Genomic DNA, 16,108 nt, shown 5'->3' with positions numbered 1-16,108 from the left:
CCCTGGCTTGCCACCGGCATCCCCGCTCACTAGCGTTTCGATCATCGACACGTTCTCAGCGACGATCATCGTCCCGACCTTTAACGAGAGCCCGAACGTCGGCGAACTCGTTCGTCGCATCGGCACCGCTCTCGTCGGTGACGAGCGCGCCGCGGGCGTCGAGATCCTCTTCGTCGACGACTCGACCGACGACACCCCCGCCGCCGTGCTCCTCGCGGCGGAGACGAGCGACATCCCCGTTCGGCTGCTGCACCGCGACGACCCCGTCGGCGGCCTCTCGGGTGCCGTGATCGCCGGCATGAATGCGTCGACGGGCACGTGGTGCGTCGTCATGGACGGCGACCTGCAGCACCCGCCCGAGATGATCCCGACGCTGCTCGATGCCGGTGAGGCGACCGAGGCCGACGTCGTCGTCGCCTCGCGTCACGTTCCCGGCGGCAGCGACGGCGGGCTGAGCGGCTGGGGCCGGCGCCTCGTCTCGACGGTCTCGATCGCCGCGACGCGTGCGATGTTCCCCAACAAGCTCCGCAACTGCACCGACCCGATGACCGGTTTCTTCGCGGTGCGCCGCGCCGCCGTCGACGTCGACGCGCTCCGCCCGCGCGGGTTCAAGATCCTCCTCGAGATCCTCGCGCGTCAGCCGCTGCGCGTCGTCGAAGAGCCGTTCGTCTTCGGCGAGCGCTTCGCCGGATCGTCGAAGGCGACGTTCACGCAGGGGCTCCGCTTCCTCACGCAGCTCTTCGCCCTGCGCTTCGGCCGCATGTCGGCGTTCGCGGTCGTCGGCGCCCTCGGCGCTGTCGCGAACCTCGCGATCATGGCCGGTCTCGTCGCGGTCGACGTGAACTACATCATCGCCGCGATCATCGCCGCCGTCGTCACGATCATCGGCAACTTCCTGCTGCTCGAGTTCTTCGTGTTCCGCGACCTGCGGAACGAGGGCAAGAGGTTCTGGACGCGCTTCGCCCAGTCGTTCGCGTTCAACGGCACCGAGGCACTCATCCGCCTGCCGCTCCTCGCGTTCCTCGTGCAGTTCCACCTCATGCCGAGCGTCGTCGCTCAGGGTCTCACCCTCGTGCTCGCGTTCATCGTGCGCTTCATCTTCCACTCGCGCGTCGTCTACCGCCCGCAGCGCACGACGCCGATCAGCCCGCTCTCGACGGGCACCGACGTCGCCCCCGCTCCCCTCGACGAGTCGGCGAAGCCCTAACCTGCGTCATCCGCACCCCTCTCCTCCCCTGCCTCCGCTCTCCTCTCCCCGCACCCGTTCACGGATGCTGCAGGATTACGTCCGTCCCGGCGTGTCACGCGCGACGCGCCGGGCGGATGACCGAACGGCAGCGTCCGTGAACGGAGATGGGGCGACGTGCTGAGGTCGCCGATCAGTGGGCGGGGCTCAGAGGAATGACGCGGCGAACGTGTCGCACGAGCCCGGGCCGCCGTCGTAGCCGGCCATGAACCAGCGCTGACGCTGCTCGCTCGTTCCGTGCGAGAACGTGTGGGGGTCAACGTAGCCCTGACTGGCCTGCTGGATGCGATCGTCGCCGACCGCTGCCGCGGCCGAGAGGGCTTCATCGATCTGCGCTTCGGTCACGGGTTCGAAGAAGGCCTGGCCCGCGTCATCCGTCGTCGTCGATGCATCGGCGACCCACGCACCCGCGAAGCAGTCGGCCTGCAGCTCGACGCGGACGGCGTTCGAGTCGGCGCCGGTCTGTCCGTCGCGCGTCGACTCGAGCGTGCCGAGGAGGTTCTGGATGTGGTGGCCCCACTCGTGCGCGACGACGTACATCTCGGCGAGCGGGCCTCCCGACGCCCCGAAGCGACTCGAGAGCTCGCCGTAGAAGTCGGTGTCGAGGTAGATCGTCTGGTCGGTCGGGCAGTAGAACGGGCCCGTCGCCGAGGTCGCATTGCCGCAGCCGGTCGCGGTGGCGTCGTCGAACATCACGAGGTCGGTCGGCGAGGTGTAGCCCTCGAGCGCGCGCGACCAGTAGTCGTCGAGCGACGCCGACGCGCCCTTCATGCGGCACTCGATGTCGGCGTTCGCGTCGGCGCCGGTCTGGCAGCGTTCGAGCGACTGCTCCTCGACCTGCTGCTGCGGCTGGCCTCCGACGAGACCCGTGAGGTCGACGCCGAGGAACTGCGAGAGCAGCACGAGGGCGAGTACGCCGAGACCGCCACCGCCGATCGCGAGGCCCGTCGTGCGGCCGCGCTTCGAGGCCTTGCCGCCGGAGATGTCCGCGTTCGGGTTGAACGTCATGCCGACACGCTACTCGCCCGCGTCGCGCGGCGTCTCGGCGAATCGGTCGGTCGCCGCGAGCAGTTCGGCGAGGATGCCGGGCTCGTCGAACGCGTGACCCGCATCGTCGACGATCGTGAGCGTCGCCTCGGGCCACGCGCGGTGCAGGTCCCACGCCGTCATGACAGGCGTGCAGATGTCGTAGCGCCCCTGGACGATCACGGCGGGGATGCCGGCGAGCTTCGACGACTCGCGGATCAGCTGCTCCTCGGTGAACCAGCCGCCGTGGCGGAAGTAGTGGTTCTCGATACGCGCGAACGCCGTCGCGTACTCGGGCTCGGTGAAGCGCGCGATCGTGTCGGCCTGCGGCAGGAGCGTGATGGTCGACGACTCCCAGCGCGACCACGCGATGGCCGCGGGGCCGTGGACGGCCGGGTCGGGGTCGTCGAGCAGGCGGCCGAACTCGGCGATGTAGCGGCCGGGCGAACCGTGCGGCGCCGCAGCGACGAACTGCTCCCACAGGTCGGGGAAGAGCACCGACGCACCTCCCTCGTAGAACCACTCGAGCTCGACGGGTCGCAGGGTGAAGATGCCGCGCAGCACGAGTTCGGTGACCCGGTCGGGGTGCGTCTCGGCGTACGCGAGCGCGAGCGTCGAACCCCACGATCCGCCGAAGACCTGCCAGCGATCGACCCGGAGGTGCTCGCGCAGCTTCTCGATGTCGCGCACGAGGTGCCACGTCGTGTTCACCGAGAGATCGGCTTCGGGAGCGCTCGCGTGCGGAATGCTGAGACCGCACCCGCGCTGGTCGAAGAGCACGATGCGGTACTTCTCGGGATCGAACAGCCGTCGGTGGGCGGGGCTCGTGCCGCCACCGGGCCCGCCATGCAGGAAGACGACGGGTTTACCCGTGAGGTTGCCCGAGATCTCCCAGTAGATGTGCTGTCCGTCGCCGACGTCGAGCATGCCCGTCTCGGACGGCTCGATCTCGGGATACATGTCTCGCATGCCTCACCGTACGTCCGGCAGCCCGGTGCAGACGGGCGCCACGCTCGCGGGTCGCGAAGCGGCGTAGGCTCTCCGCATGACGACGACCATCACGATCACCGGTGCCGGCGGACAGATCGGCTACGCCCTCCTCTTCCGCATCGCCGCGGGCGACCTGCTCGGTCCCGACGAGCGCGTCCGGTTGAAGCTGCTCGAGATCCCGCAGGGGCTCCGCGGCGCCGAGGGCGCGGCACTCGAACTGCAGGACGGCGCGTTCGGTCTGCTCGAATCGGTCGACGTGACGGATGACGCGGGCGTCGCGTTCGACGGAACCAACATCGCGTTCCTCGTCGGGTCTCGCCCTCGCACGGCGGGCATGGAACGCGGCGACCTCCTCGCCGCGAACGGCGGCATCTTCGGGCCGCAGGGTCAGGCACTCAATGCCGGAGCGGCCGATGACGTGCGCATCGTGGTCGTCGGCAACCCCGCCAACACGAACGCCTTGATCGCTGCGGCGCACGCCCCCGACATCCCCTCGGAACGCTTCACCGCGCTCACGCGCCTCGACCACAACCGTGCCGTCGGTCAGCTCTCGACTCTGCTCGGCGTGCCCGCGTCGGAGGTGCGCGACGTCACGATCTGGGGCAACCACTCGGCGACGCAGTTCCCCGATGTCGCGCACGCGACGGTCGGCGGGCGCGGTGTGCCCGAGCTGCTGGCCGAGCGTTTCGGCGGCGAGGTCGCCGCGCGGGCGTGGCTCGCCGACGAGTTCATCCCGCGCGTCGCGAAGCGCGGAGCCGAGATCATCGAGGTGCGCGGCTCGTCGTCGGTCGCCTCCGCGGCCAACGCCGCGATCGATCACGTGCGCGACTGGGTGCACGGCACGCAGAACGGCTGGACCTCGGTCGCGCTGCCGTCGGACGGCTCGTACGACGTGCCCGCGGGTCTCGTCTCGTCGTTCCCCGCGAGATCGGTCGACGGCGCGTGGCAGATCGTGCGTGACCTCGACCTCGACGACTTCGCGGCGCCCCGCATCGCGGCATCCGTCGCCGAGCTCGTCGAGGAGCGCGAGGCCGTCCGTACCCTCGGCCTCCTCTAGCCCCGCCCTCTCCCGCCCTCCCGTCGCGCCCCCTCCGTCTCGGCGTCACGAAATGTACGTTCAGGAGTCCTGAACGTACAGTTCGTGACGCCGAGACAGGGGGGGGTGTGCGGGGAGATTAGGCTGAGGGGATGGCCGATCAGCCCTCCCCCACCGCCCGTCGCAAGCAGATCATCCTCGGGATCATCATGGGTCTCGTAATGGGCGTCGTCATCGCACTGATCACCGGATTCTGGCCGTGGATCTTCGCCGGCATCGCCGTCGGTCTCGCCTCGGGCGCGATCCTCAAGCCGCCGGCATCCTGACCCGCCGCGATCGACCCGCCGCGATCGACCCGCCGCGATCGACCCGCGGCCATCGACCCGCGGCCACTGACGGGCCGCTCCCGCGACGCGGCCCGGATCAGCCCGCGAACTGCACGATCGTGGCGAGCGCGGCCGTGATGCCGTCGCGCACCTCGTCGCGCGGCATCGTCGAGACACCGTCGCCCGGCTGCGGGCCGTAGTCGCCGAAGTCGGCGTGGTTCGCGCCGTCGAGCTCGACCATGAACGCATCGGCGGGCAGCAGGGACCGCGCCGCCTCGATCTTCTCGGGCGTCGAGAGTCCGTCGTTCGGTCCCGAGATGCTCAGCACGGGGATGCCGCTCTCGGAAATGTCGTTCGCGCAGTAGCTGCCGAACAGCACGAGGCCGTCGACGGGCGGCGCCGAGACCGCATCGACGAGCTGGCACGCGCGCACGCCGCCGAGCGAGTGCCCGCCGACCATCCACGACGTGACGCTCGGCACCGGGTCGGTGAAGTCGTGCAGCGGGCGCGTATCGAAGAACGCGAGGTTGAGCGTCGGCTTCGTGATGACGACCGTGAGGCCTTCGTCGGCGACCGCGTCGCGGAAGTTCCGCATGTAGGCGTACGGGTCGACCTTCGCTCCGGGGATGAAGACGAGGCCGAGTCCCGTCGCCTCGTCGGTCGGCGTCATCACGATCGAGGCGTGGGTCGATGTGACCGTGACCGCGTCATCCCGCCACACCTCGAGCGCCGCCTCGCGATCGCCCGCGAAGACGATGTTCGCCCACACGAGGAACCCGACGGCGACGAGCGCGAGGACGGAAACGACGGCGATGACGATTCGGATGGCGCGGCGCATGCTTCTATTCTCGCTCACGGTCGCCTGGGAGATATCAGCGCGCCTTCTTCTCCGGGGTCGGCAGAGTGCCCGCCTCGCGCTGGGCCGCGTAGTGCGCCCGCGCCTCGTCCTGACGCTCCTTCTCGGCACCCGACGCGATCGACGCCCGGATGTGCCGCTCGTCGTATCCGAACGCGTCGACGAGGTCGAGCGCATAGGGGCGGAGCCGCGCGATGAGGCGGTCGATGTAGGCCGTCACGGCCTGGGCGCGCTGCGGCGAGAGCCGGCCCGAGATGAGGTACCACGCGAGGTGCTTCTCGATGAGGCCGAGCCCGAAGAGGTCGCGCAGCCACGTGAGCACCTGGCGCGTACCGGCATCGGGCGCCGCTTCGACGCCGCGCGTGAACGCCTCCCACTGCAGCAGTTCGGCGTGCGCGCGGGCCGCCTCGATGAGCTCGTTCTGGTTCTGGTTGAAGAGCGCCGCGGCATCCGCCTTCGAGAGCGACTTCGCGTCGCGGAGGCGCCCGGCGATACCCGCGATCATCGTCTCGACGCGGTCGGCGAGCAGTTCGTGCTGCGCCTCGGGCGTGCGGAGCTCGGTCACCGAACGGGCCGTCGAGCCGAGGTCGGCGACGTTCTGCGCGAGGCGGCGGAGGCCCGAGCCGTGGTAGGCCTTCTCGGCGAGGTGGGCGACGGCGAATCGCGCGAGCGTCGAGGCATCGGCACCGCGGAACTTCTTGGCGTAGTCGCCGAGCAGTCGCTTCGCGACGAGCTGCAGCAGCACGTTGTTGTCGCCCTCGAAGGTCACGTAGACGTCGAGATCCTGACGCAGGCCGACGAGGCGGTTCTCGGCGAGGAAGCCCGCGCCGCCGCACGCCTCACGCGCCTCCTGCAGAGTGTCGAGGGCGTGCCACGTCGAGAGCGACTTGAGCGCCGCGGCGAACGTCTCGAGGTCTTCGCGGTCGTCGTCGGTGTCGGCCTTGCCGCTGAACACGGCGTCGAACTTCACGAGGAACTCGTCGTGCGCGAACGTCTGCGCGTACGTCGTCGCGAGGCGCGGCAGCAGGCGGCGCTGGTGCCGCTGGTAGTCGAGCAGTACCTCTTCGTCGGTGTCGCTGCCCGCCGTGAACTGGCGACGCTGGGTGCCGTACGTGATCGCGATCTTCAGTGCGAGAGCGGATGCCGCAGTGGCGGCTCCATCGAGCGAGACGCGACCCTGCACGAGGGTGCCGAGCATCGTGAAGAAGCGTCGACCCGGGCTCGCGATGGGGCTCGAGTACGTGCCGTCCTCGGCGACGCTGCCATAGCGGTCGAGGAGGTTCGCCCGCGGTACGCGCACGTTCGAGAAGTGCAGGCGCCCGTTGTCGATTCCGTTGAGGCCGCCCTTCAGACCGTCATCCTCACCGCCGATGCCGCGCAAGAACTGGCCCTTCGCCCCGCGGATCGGCACGTAGAAGGCGTGCACGCCGTGGTTCACGCCCTTCGTGATGAGCTGCGCGAAGACGACGGCGGCCGTGCCGTGCACGGCGGCGTTGCCGAGGTAGTCCTTCCACGCTCCGCGGAACGGCGTGTTGATGACGAACTGCTTCTTCTTCTCGTCGTACGTCGCCGTCGTGCCGATCGAGGCGACGTCGGAGCCGTGCCCCGTCTCGGTCATCGCGAACGCGCCGGGAACCTCGAGGCTCATCGCGCCCGGAAGGAAGGTGTCGTGGTGGTACTCGGTGCCGAGGTGCAGAATGGCGGCGGCGAAGAGCCCCCACTGCACGCCCGACTTGATCTGCAGGCTCGGGTCGGCCGTGACGAGCTCCTCGAACGCGGCGATGTTGCCGCCGTGGTCGTCGAGACCGCCGAGTCGGCGCGGGAAGGCGCGGAGCACCTGGCCGTTCTCGACGAGGAGCTTCAGCTGACCGAAGACGCGGGCGCGGTGCTCGTTCATCGAGAGTCCGTCGATGCGCTGCATGTCGGGGTCGGCGGCGAGCTCGCGGGCACCGAGGCGCACATCGGCCCACGTGCCGAGCAGCTGTCGGCCGAGCGCCTCGACGTCGACGACGGGGTGCTCTCCCTCGTCGACGGAGGCTGCGGCGATCTCGTCGGCGGTGTTCTTGCGCTTCGCGGACTTCGTGACGGGAACGTTCGAGGCGACCTCGGCGCCGAGGTCGCTCGGGCTCTCGGTCGCGTCGTGCAGCGTCGCGTAGTCGTGCGGCATCGAGTCGTTCTGCAGGGCGGGGCGTGCGTGGGTGTCTACCATCGTCGGTCTTCCTTCGCGAGCCAATCAGGGATCTGGCTCCACGGTAGGACGACCGTCTCACACGGCGAAACAGTGCGTCGTGGCCCTACAAAAACCGGCCGAGACGGGTCGCGGCGCGTTGTGAGAACCCCACAAGGATGCCGCCGATGGGCGTGATGACTCAGACAAGCGTCATCCGTCGCCCGCGCGCTCTCGCGCGCCCTCTGCGCACCCACGCGTACTCGCTCTGCGCACCCACGCGCCCCCGCCTTCGGCCGAAAGGTCAATCCACCGGGGTGCATCGCGTGGGGAACCGCGACAGATTGACCTTTCGGCATCCAGATGGCGGGGCGAGAGGTCAATACGCCGGGGTGAGGCGGGCGGAGTACCCCCGCGGATTGACCTTTCGGCCATCGGAGAGGGAGAGAGCAGAGGGCAGAGCAGCTCGACGAGTTCGGGCAGGGCGAGGGCAGCGATGGGCGTGATGACTCAGACAAGCGTCATCCGCCCACCGCACCGCGTCAGAGGCGCAGACCGTGACCGAAACGGAAGAGCGGGTCGGCCGTGTCGAACGGCACGTCGGGGCGGCTCGCCTCGACGGCTGCGGTGCTCCGCGGGATCTCGAACGGCAGCGACCCTCGCCACGCCGACTCGCCCGTGAGCACGTCGAAGAGCGCCCGCGCGTTCGCGCCGAAGTCGGCGACGACCGCTGCGGCACTCGCGACGATCGGCTCGAGGATCGCGGGGCGGTCGAGATAGACGTCGACGACCGTGGGAACGACGGCGGCGACGGATGCCACGTGCTCGCGCACCTCGTCGGGGAAGTCGAGCGCGCCCGCGTGGAAGAAGTTCTCGAACGCCGTCGCGCGAACGTCGAAGGGAGCCGAGATTCGGAGGATCGCGACATCCGCTTCGTCCGGCGAATCGACGACGGTGCCGTACTCGGCGACGATGCTCGCGTCGAGGCCCTCGACATAGAGACGGAGGCCCCGGCGAAGCGGCAGCACGGCGTCGTCGTTCGAGAGCACCGTCATCGCCGCGCGCTGCGCGTCTTCACCAGCGGCGCGGAACTCGTCGGAGCCGACCGTCACGACGGCGTGATCGACGTCGACGAAGGGCGCATCGAAGAGTCCGAGCACGAACTTCTCGCGGAGGAGGCGCCGCAGCGAGACGTCGAGGCGCTCCTCGGGCACGTCGCCCGAGCGCACGAGGTCGATGAGGATCTCGGGGCATGCTTCGCCGCCGAACTGGTCGACACCGGCGTCGAGCGCCTTCTTCATGCGCTCACGCGGCGAGAGCTCTTCGATACCCCACGCGCGCGCCGGGTGCAGATCGCCGAGGATGACGTGGTCGGTGATGAGCCCCCAGTCGGTGCAGACGATGCCGTCGAAGCCGTAGCGCTCACGCAGGAGCCCCGTGATGACCTGCTTATTGAAGCCGAAACCGACCTCTTCGTAGTCGGTGCCGACGGGCATGCCGTAGTAGGGCATGATCTGGCTCGTGCCCGCGGCGAACGCGGCCTCGAACGGCTTGAGGTGGAGCTCGAACTGGTCGCCGGGGTAGACCTGTTCGCGGCCGTAGGAGAAGTGCGGGTCCTCGCCGTCCTTCTGCGGTCCGCCGCCGGGGAAGTGCTTCGTCATCGTCGAGACGGAGTCGGGGCCGAGTTCGGCACCCTGGAAGCCGCGGATGTACGCCGCTCCGAGTCGACCCGAGAGGTCGGCGTCTTCGCCGAACGTCGCCACCTGGCGCGACCAGCGCGGCTCGGTCGCGAGGTCGACCTGCGGGTGCAGGGCGACACGCAGGCCCACGGCCGTGTACTCACGACGAGCGATGTCGCCAAAGCGCTCGACCGTCTCTTCGTCGCCGATCGCGGCGAGACCGATCGCCTCGGGCCACTCCGAGAACGAACCGGCCTCGATCGAGGCGCCCGGGTTGTTGTTGAACGAGTGCCGCGGGTCGGTCGAGAGCGACACGGGGATGCCGAGGCGGGTCGACGCCGCGAGCTCCTGCAGCCGGTTGTGCCACTCGGCCATCGTCTTGGGGTCGGCCCCGCCGAGCACGTTGAAGTGCGTCATCCGTCGATCGAGCACGTAGTCGGCCGTCGACGGCAGGCTGAACGCCGGGTTCGCCTCGGCGAGCGCGCCGCCGTCGCCGATCGTGATCATCGTCTGGAAGAACTGGCCGGCCTTCTCGTCGAGGGTCATCTGACCGACGAGGTTCTCGACGCGGTCGGCGATGGGCAGCGACGCGTCGCGGAAGGTGGGATCGATCTCGGTCATTACTTCACTCCCTTGATGCGGTAGACGAGCACGGCGCCGGCGAGCGAGACGAGCGCGCCGAAGAGGTACCAGGTGGTGTAACCGCCGAGGGCGGTCGTCGCGCCGAGCGCGATGATGCCGGGTGCCATCGCGGGGGCGATCGACTGGGGCAGTGCGTTGGCGATGTTGAGCACGCCGAGGTCCTTCGCCGTGTCGGCGGGGTTCGGCAGCACCTGCGTCGCGAGGGCGAGGTCGACCGAGAGGAAGGCTCCGGCACCGAGGCCGATGATGCCCTGGGCGAGAACGACGAGCGGCACGGTCGGTGCGAAGGCGAGCAGCAGGAGGCCGATGACCATGATGAGGCCGGCGGCGGTCACGAACGGGCGGCGCTTGCCGAACCGGTCGGAGAGGATGCCGCCGATGGGGCTCGAGATCGCCATCATCGCGGTCGACGCGAGGTTTGCGAGCAGGATGATGCCGATGGTCTCCTGCTCGTCGAGGCCGAAGCGCTCACCGAGGTAGAACGGCAGGAACGTCGCGATGCCGGCGTAGCCGAACATGACGAGGAACTTCGTGAGCCACGTCCACCCGAAGTCGGGGTGCTTGACGGGGTTGAAGACGAACGATCCGAAGAACTGGCCGAGGGTGAAGCGCGTCGCGGGCTTCTCGGTGAGCACGCGGTCCTTCAGCACGACGACGAAGACGATGCCGAAGAGCAGCGCGACGAGGGCGGGAGCGACGAATCGCGTGACGTCGTCGCCGATGTAGTTGATGAGGAAGCTGCCGGCGAGGATCGCGAGCGGGGTCGTGATGCCCACGACGCCCGAAACCTTGCCGCGACGCGCGGGGGCGACCTGGTCGGGCAGGGTCGCGTTGGCGGCGGCGAGCACGGCGTTGAGGGATGCCTGTGCGAAGCACCATCCGATGAGCACGAGCCACACCGACGAGGCGACGCCGACGAGGGTGAGCGAGAGGAAGCCGACGATGACGCCGCCGAGGATCCACGGACGGCGGCGGCCGAAGCGCGAGGTGGTGCGGTCGGAGAGCCGGCCGACGAGCGGGTTCGCGACGAGGGCGAAGAGCGCGCCGACACCGAGCACGAGGCCAAGGGCGGCCGTCGCCTCCTCCTGCGTCTCGGTGATGCGCTGGAGCTTGAAGGCCATCGACACCATGACGGGCGTGAGCAGGGCGATCCAGACGCCGAAGTTCACGATGCCGAGAGCCGGCATGTACGAACGGGGTTCGCGCCCGCCCGGTGTGCCCTCCTGGGTGCTCTCGGCGAGGAGCGCAGCGGACTGCGCGCCGAGGCCGGCTGCCGGTGTCGACGACTCTGTCATGGGGTGTGTCCTTCCGCGGAGACCGGGGTCTATCGACCCGAGCAGCAGCATAACTCAATCCCGACCGATTGGTAACATTGCTGCGAGGCCAGCGCCGGTAGCCTCGAGTCAGAGCCGATGAGAGGAGGAGAGATGACCGATACCGCCACGCCGACGCGCTACGCGAACGGGCTCGCGCGCCGCGCACAGATCGTCGAGGCCGCTCGCGAGCTGTTCATCAGCGACGGCTTCCGAGCCGTGTCCCTCCGCGACATCGCCGCTCGGTCGGGCCTCTCCCACCCCGGGCTCCTCCGGCACTTCGCGTCGAAGGACGAGATCCTCGCCGAGATCGTGGCTGCGCTCGAGGCCCCCAACGAGGCCGAGATCGAGACCGTCGCCGACGATGCGGTGCCCCTCGAGGACATCGTGCAGGTCGCCCGTCGCAACCAGACGACGCCCGGCTACCTCGAACTGTTCATGACCCTCGCGGGCGAGGCGACGGTCGCCGGTCATCCCACCCACGCCGCGTTCCGCGACCGCTACCGGCGGCTCCTCGCCCTGTCGGCCGAGCGCATCGAGGCGGGGCGCGACGCCGGCCGGCTGCCGGGCGTCACCGACCCCCGCGGCGAGTCCATCCGCCTCGCCGCCGCGTGGGACGGCCTGCAGTTGCTGAGTCTCTACACGGGCGGTGCGATCGACCCCGCGACCCACCTCGCACGGCACGCCGCACAGTTGCGGGGCGATCGACTCCCTGCCGTCGATGCCGTCGCCACCGCTCCGCCGCTGCCCCCCGTGCCGGTCGACGCCGAGGCCGCGGGCTACCGTCCGGGCCGCGAGAACCGTCGCACGATCGTCGCGGCGGCGACGGCCCTCTTCGCGCGCGGCGGATTCCACGCGACGAGCCTCCGCGAGATCGGCGAGCAGGCGGGCGTGCCGAAGTCGACGCTGCTGCACCACTTCTCATCGAAGGACGACCTGCTCATCGCCGTGCTCGAAGCGCGCGACGCCGAGGTCAGCTCGGTGCCCCTCGACGACGGCTCCGATCCTCTCGAACGCGTGGGACTCATCATCGCCGAGGCACGGCGGAGCGCCCGCGAGTTCCCCGGACTCATCGAGTTCTACGTCGTGCTCTCGTGCGAGGCGGCGACACCGAGCCACCCGGCGCACGAGTACTTCCGGCACCGCTACGAGCTCGTGCGCGCCCACTTCGTCGGCCTCTTCCGGCAGCTCGCCGCGGCCGGCCACCTCGCGCCCGGGCGCGACCCGGAGCACGAGGGCGTCTGGCTCGTCGCCCTGTGGGACGGCCTGCAGATCCAGTGGCTCTACGACCCCGACGCCGTCGACGTCGCGGCCGAGCTGTCGGCCTACTTCGAGCAGGTGCTCGCCTGAGCCGACGGATGCCGCGAGCTCGCGTCATCCGTCAGCGTTCGACCGACGGCGGATGACCCGGGCGGGCGTCAGTTCTCGGCGACGACCCTGACGAGCGCCTCGCCGTAGACGTCGCGCTTCTTCTGGCCGATTCCCGTGATGCCGTCGAGCGCCTCGAGCGAGGCCGGTCGTTCGGCGGCGACCGCGCGAAGCGTCGCATCGCCGAAGACGATGTACGCGGGAACGCCCTGCTCCTTCGCCTCGCCGGCGCGCCACGCGCGGAGCGCCTGGAACAGCTCTTCGCCGGGCCCGTCGAGCTCGGTCTCGCCGGCCTTCGGCGCACGACGCGATGGGCGCGACGCCCGCTCGGGTTCGGTGCGGAGCTGGACGGCACGGCGGCCCGCGAGCACCTCGGCCGAGGCGTCGGTGAGCTCGAGCGTTCCGTACTCGCCGACCGAGGCGAGCAGCCCCTGCGCGAGGAGCTGGCGCACGACGCCCCGCCACTGCTGTTCGGAGAGGTCGTCGCCGATGCCCCACGTCGCGAGGGTGTCGTGACCGTACTGGTCGACGCGCGGCGTGCGCTTGCCGCGCACGATGTCGATGAGGTGACCGGCGCCGTAGCGCTGGCCGCGCTCGCGCTGCAGCCGCACGATCGTCGAGAGGAACTTCTGCGCGGGCACCGTGCCGTCCCACGCGGCGGGCGGAGTGATGCACGTGTCGCAGTTGCCGCACGGCTCGCTCGACTGCCCGAAGTAGGCGAGCAGGTTCTGGCGACGGCACTGCACCGTCTCGCAGAGCGCGAGCATCGCGTCGAGGTGCTGCTGCATGCGGCGCCGGTGGGCGAGGTCGCCCGGCGACTCGTCGATCATGCGGCGTTGCTGCACGACGTCTTGAAGGCCGTAGGCGAGCCACGTCGTCGACGGTGCGCCGTCGCGGCCGGCGCGACCGGTCTCTTGGTAGTAGCCCTCGACCGACTTCGGCAGGTCGACGTGCGCGACGAAGCGCACATCGGGCTTGTCGATGCCCATGCCGAACGCGATCGTCGCGACGACGATGATGCCCTCCTCGCGGAGGAATCGCGACTGCGTCTCGGCGCGCACGCGGGCGTCGAGTCCGGCGTGATACGGCAGCGCGCGGCATCCGTTCTGGGAGAGGAAGTCGGCGATCTTCTCGGTCGACGCGCGGGAGAGCGCGTAGACGATGCCCGCCTCGCCCGGGTGCTCGGTGCGGATGAAGTCGAGCAGTTGGCGCCGCGGATCGTTCTTCGAGACGATGCGGTACTGGATGTTCGGTCGGTCGAAGCTCGACACGAAGTGGCGGGCCTCGCAGAGGCTCAGCCGCTCGGTGAGTTCGCGGTGCGTCGCCTCGGTCGCCGTCGCCGTGAGCGCGATGCGCGGCACGTCGGGCCAGCGTTCGGCGAGCTCGGAGAGCGCGAGGTAGTCGGGGCGGAAGTCGTGACCCCACTGCGACACGCAGTGCGCCTCGTCGATGGCGAAGAGCGCGATGGTGCCGCGCTCAAGGAAGCGCTTGGTCGCCTCGTTGCTGAGACGCTCGGGGGCGACGTAGAGCAGGTCGATCTCGCCCGCGAGGTACGCGCGCTCAACCTCGGCACGCTCGTCGGCCTGCTGCGTCGAGTTGAGGAACTCGGCGCGCACACCCACGGCGCGGAGGGCCTGAACCTGGTCGTGCATGAGGGCGATGAGGGGCGATACGACGACGCCCGTGCCCTCGCGGAGGAGGGAGGGGATCTGGTAGCAGAGACTCTTACCGCCACCGGTCGGCATGAGCACGACGGCGTCGCCGCCGCCCACGACCTGCTCGATGATCTGCTGCTGCTCGCCGCGGAACGCGTCGTAGCCGAAGACGGTGTGCAGGGCCTCGCGGGCATCGGTGAAGCGCGGGGGTGCGGCAGCGCGGACCGCTGTCATGGGAGCAGCGGATGACGCGGGCGACGCCGCACGGAAGTCGGCCCCGTCATCGAACGGAGGCGCATCGTACGGCGGCGGCGGAGCGTCATACGGATCGGGCGGCGGAGCGAACTCGTCGAGGTTCCACGCGATGTCGTCGAAATCGTCGGCGCCGGGGTTCCCTGTCATCCGTCGATCCTAACGAGCACGGCTGACAGGGGGGGTTCGCGGCAGGACTTGACCCTTTCTAGGAACTGAGCAGCGCCGGAGATCATCGAATCCCGACAGCGAGCGGCTTCTTCGCCCCACTGACGTCATTGCGCAAGAATCGCCCGGGCGATCACTCGGTACGAATCGCGGCCATCGGCGAGCTCGACGGAATCCTCCCCGTACTCGCGGTAGGCAATGTCGACGAGTTCATCCGGGTCTGTGATGTCGAGGTGGCGCGCAAGAATCTTCAGGTCTGCAAGGTCTTGCTCTCGGGACGCAGCCAGCTTCATGGCGATGAGCTGCAACGGAGTGGCAATCGATATAGCTACGGCCGCATCGGCGGATGGCGGATCGACGCGCAACCAGGCTGCGCCCGAAGAGTTCAACCACCGTGGTGGCAAGCCGAACTCGGTGGCCATCTCGGCGATCAGCTCGTCGATCTCAGGTTTCGGCTCATACACGGCGTCAATGTCGCTCGTGACCCGGACCTCGGGGTCGTCCGGAAAGTTGAGCGCCATCGCAGCTCCACCCGCTACGCGAATCGTTCCGCTCACCCCTCGCGCTGTGAGCCGGCGGCTCAATTCATCGAGCAGCCAGCGCGTCTGTTCGGGATCGAGTTCGATCCTGAAGGGCTTCATGCTCGCGTCAGCGATCGCTCATCGATGAAGATATTGAGCTCGCGGAGGCGTTGGGGCGTGGACTCCTTCGCCCTCTCACGCAATGGCTCGAACTGGGATACATACCAGCGGCGATCAAGTCTCTCGGGGAGGGCCCACGTCGGCCGACGCTCCGCCGGAAGCGCATCACCGTAGAGCGCCCGGAAGAGTTGTTCCCATCGTCGGTCAGCAAGCTCGGAGGGTCGATACTCCAATTCGGCCTGCTCGAAGCTCTGCGCATTCTCCCGAACGACCGATGCCGCTCGCGTGAGCAGCCGCAGAGCGAACGCGGTGTCTCTGCTATCAAGCGCCTTGTTCAACTCTCTCGTGACGGATTCTGGTGCGTAGGCGTCGAGTGGCGACTGCGGTTTGGCGGCGAGCTGCAGTCGCTCGCCCATGGCATCGAGCGCTCGCTCGAGGGTGTGAATCTGAATGCGACCGTCGCGCTCCGACCTCTCCATCTGAGAGACGGCAGCGACGCTCACACCGAGGCGGTCAGCGAGCTCAGTGCCCGTGAGGCCAGCGCGTCGACGTGCGGAGCGGATCAGATCGGACATGCGTTGATTATAGCTGTAACTTGAATTTCTTACACATGGATTCGCGCCCATCGGGGCCGCAACGCCGGCTCGCGACCCCGACGCCACCGGCACTCGAACGGGGATGATGGCCGAACGAACACCGATCGCGGTACAGTCCGCTGTGGCAACGAATCGGTCGAAGCCCGC

Annotated in this window: 13 protein-coding genes; 4 read left to right on the top strand and 9 right to left on the bottom strand. The window is 69.2% G+C overall.

Going from position 1 to position 16,108, the window contains the following annotated elements; all coding sequences use genetic code 11:
* The first annotated feature begins 7 nt into the window (after window positions 1-7).
* Entirely contained in the window at window positions 8-1,207 is a 1,200-nt protein-coding gene (locus BJ972_RS14705) for a glycosyltransferase (protein WP_218851020.1), read from the top strand.
* Between the two features lie 186 nt (window positions 1,208-1,393).
* On the opposite strand, the gene ypfJ is transcribed toward BJ972_RS14705, so the two are convergent.
* Both ypfJ and pip read right to left on the bottom strand, forming a co-directional pair.
* The gene (gene ypfJ, locus BJ972_RS14700) at window positions 1,394-2,254 is read right to left on the bottom strand and encodes a KPN_02809 family neutral zinc metallopeptidase (protein WP_129177037.1); all 861 of its coding nucleotides are present in this window, start codon (window positions 2,252-2,254) and stop codon (window positions 1,394-1,396) included.
* A 9-nt stretch (window positions 2,255-2,263) separates the two neighbouring features.
* Window positions 2,264-3,241 (bottom strand): prolyl aminopeptidase, encoded by a 978-nt coding sequence (gene pip / locus BJ972_RS14695; RefSeq protein WP_129177036.1) that lies wholly within the window; start codon window positions 3,239-3,241, stop codon window positions 2,264-2,266.
* A 76-nt stretch (window positions 3,242-3,317) separates the two neighbouring features.
* Between pip and BJ972_RS14690 the strand changes: the two genes are divergently transcribed.
* Window positions 3,318-4,319: a malate dehydrogenase gene (locus BJ972_RS14690; RefSeq protein ID WP_129177034.1), complete on the top strand. Its 1,002-nt coding sequence runs from the start codon at window positions 3,318-3,320 to the stop codon at window positions 4,317-4,319.
* Between the two features lie 131 nt (window positions 4,320-4,450).
* The gene (locus tag BJ972_RS14685; protein WP_129177032.1) at window positions 4,451-4,624 is read left to right on the top strand and encodes an HPP family protein; all 174 of its coding nucleotides are present in this window, start codon (window positions 4,451-4,453) and stop codon (window positions 4,622-4,624) included.
* A gap of 97 nt (window positions 4,625-4,721) precedes the next feature.
* Here BJ972_RS14685 and BJ972_RS14680 read toward each other — a convergent pair whose 3' ends face one another.
* From BJ972_RS14680 to BJ972_RS14665, 4 genes are all read right to left on the bottom strand, one after another.
* Window positions 4,722-5,462, bottom strand: a complete 741-nt coding sequence (locus BJ972_RS14680; RefSeq protein ID WP_129177030.1) for an alpha/beta hydrolase — start codon at window positions 5,460-5,462, stop codon at window positions 4,722-4,724.
* 34 nt (window positions 5,463-5,496) lie between these two features.
* On the bottom strand, window positions 5,497-7,689 hold the full coding sequence (locus tag BJ972_RS14675) for an acyl-CoA dehydrogenase family protein (protein WP_241830900.1): 2,193 nt from the start codon (window positions 7,687-7,689) through the stop codon (window positions 5,497-5,499).
* 500 nt (window positions 7,690-8,189) lie between these two features.
* Window positions 8,190-9,947, bottom strand: a complete 1,758-nt coding sequence (locus tag BJ972_RS14670; RefSeq protein ID WP_129177028.1) for a glycoside hydrolase family 3 protein — start codon at window positions 9,945-9,947, stop codon at window positions 8,190-8,192.
* Window positions 9,947-11,263 (bottom strand): MFS transporter, encoded by a 1,317-nt coding sequence (locus tag BJ972_RS14665; protein WP_129177026.1) that lies wholly within the window; start codon window positions 11,261-11,263, stop codon window positions 9,947-9,949. The genes BJ972_RS14670 and BJ972_RS14665 overlap by 1 nt, the downstream gene beginning before the upstream one ends.
* Before the next feature lie 132 nt (window positions 11,264-11,395).
* Here BJ972_RS14665 and BJ972_RS14660 point away from each other — a divergent pair, with 132 nt between their 5' ends.
* Entirely contained in the window at window positions 11,396-12,631 is a 1,236-nt protein-coding gene (locus BJ972_RS14660; RefSeq protein ID WP_129177024.1) for a TetR/AcrR family transcriptional regulator, read from the top strand.
* A gap of 68 nt (window positions 12,632-12,699) precedes the next feature.
* On the opposite strand, the gene recQ is transcribed toward BJ972_RS14660, so the two are convergent.
* The 3 genes from recQ to BJ972_RS14645 all read right to left on the bottom strand — a co-directional run bounded on the left by recQ (window position 12,700) and on the right by BJ972_RS14645 (window position 15,940).
* Window positions 12,700-14,706, bottom strand: a complete 2,007-nt coding sequence (gene recQ / locus BJ972_RS14655; protein WP_129177022.1) for a DNA helicase RecQ — start codon at window positions 14,704-14,706, stop codon at window positions 12,700-12,702.
* 125 nt (window positions 14,707-14,831) lie between these two features.
* Window positions 14,832-15,365: a hypothetical protein gene (locus BJ972_RS14650; RefSeq protein ID WP_129177020.1), complete on the bottom strand. Its 534-nt coding sequence runs from the start codon at window positions 15,363-15,365 to the stop codon at window positions 14,832-14,834.
* The gene (locus BJ972_RS14645; RefSeq protein ID WP_164989992.1) at window positions 15,362-15,940 is read right to left on the bottom strand and encodes a helix-turn-helix domain-containing protein; all 579 of its coding nucleotides are present in this window, start codon (window positions 15,938-15,940) and stop codon (window positions 15,362-15,364) included. Before BJ972_RS14645 ends, BJ972_RS14650 begins: the two co-directional genes overlap by 4 nt.
* Window positions 15,941-16,108: the final 168 nt, after the last annotated feature.

The organism is Agromyces atrinae, from assembly GCF_013407835.1.
In the GTDB taxonomy this organism is placed as follows: domain Bacteria; phylum Actinomycetota; class Actinomycetes; order Actinomycetales; family Microbacteriaceae; genus Agromyces; species Agromyces atrinae.
This window is presented reverse-complemented; position numbering and strand designations above follow the sequence as displayed.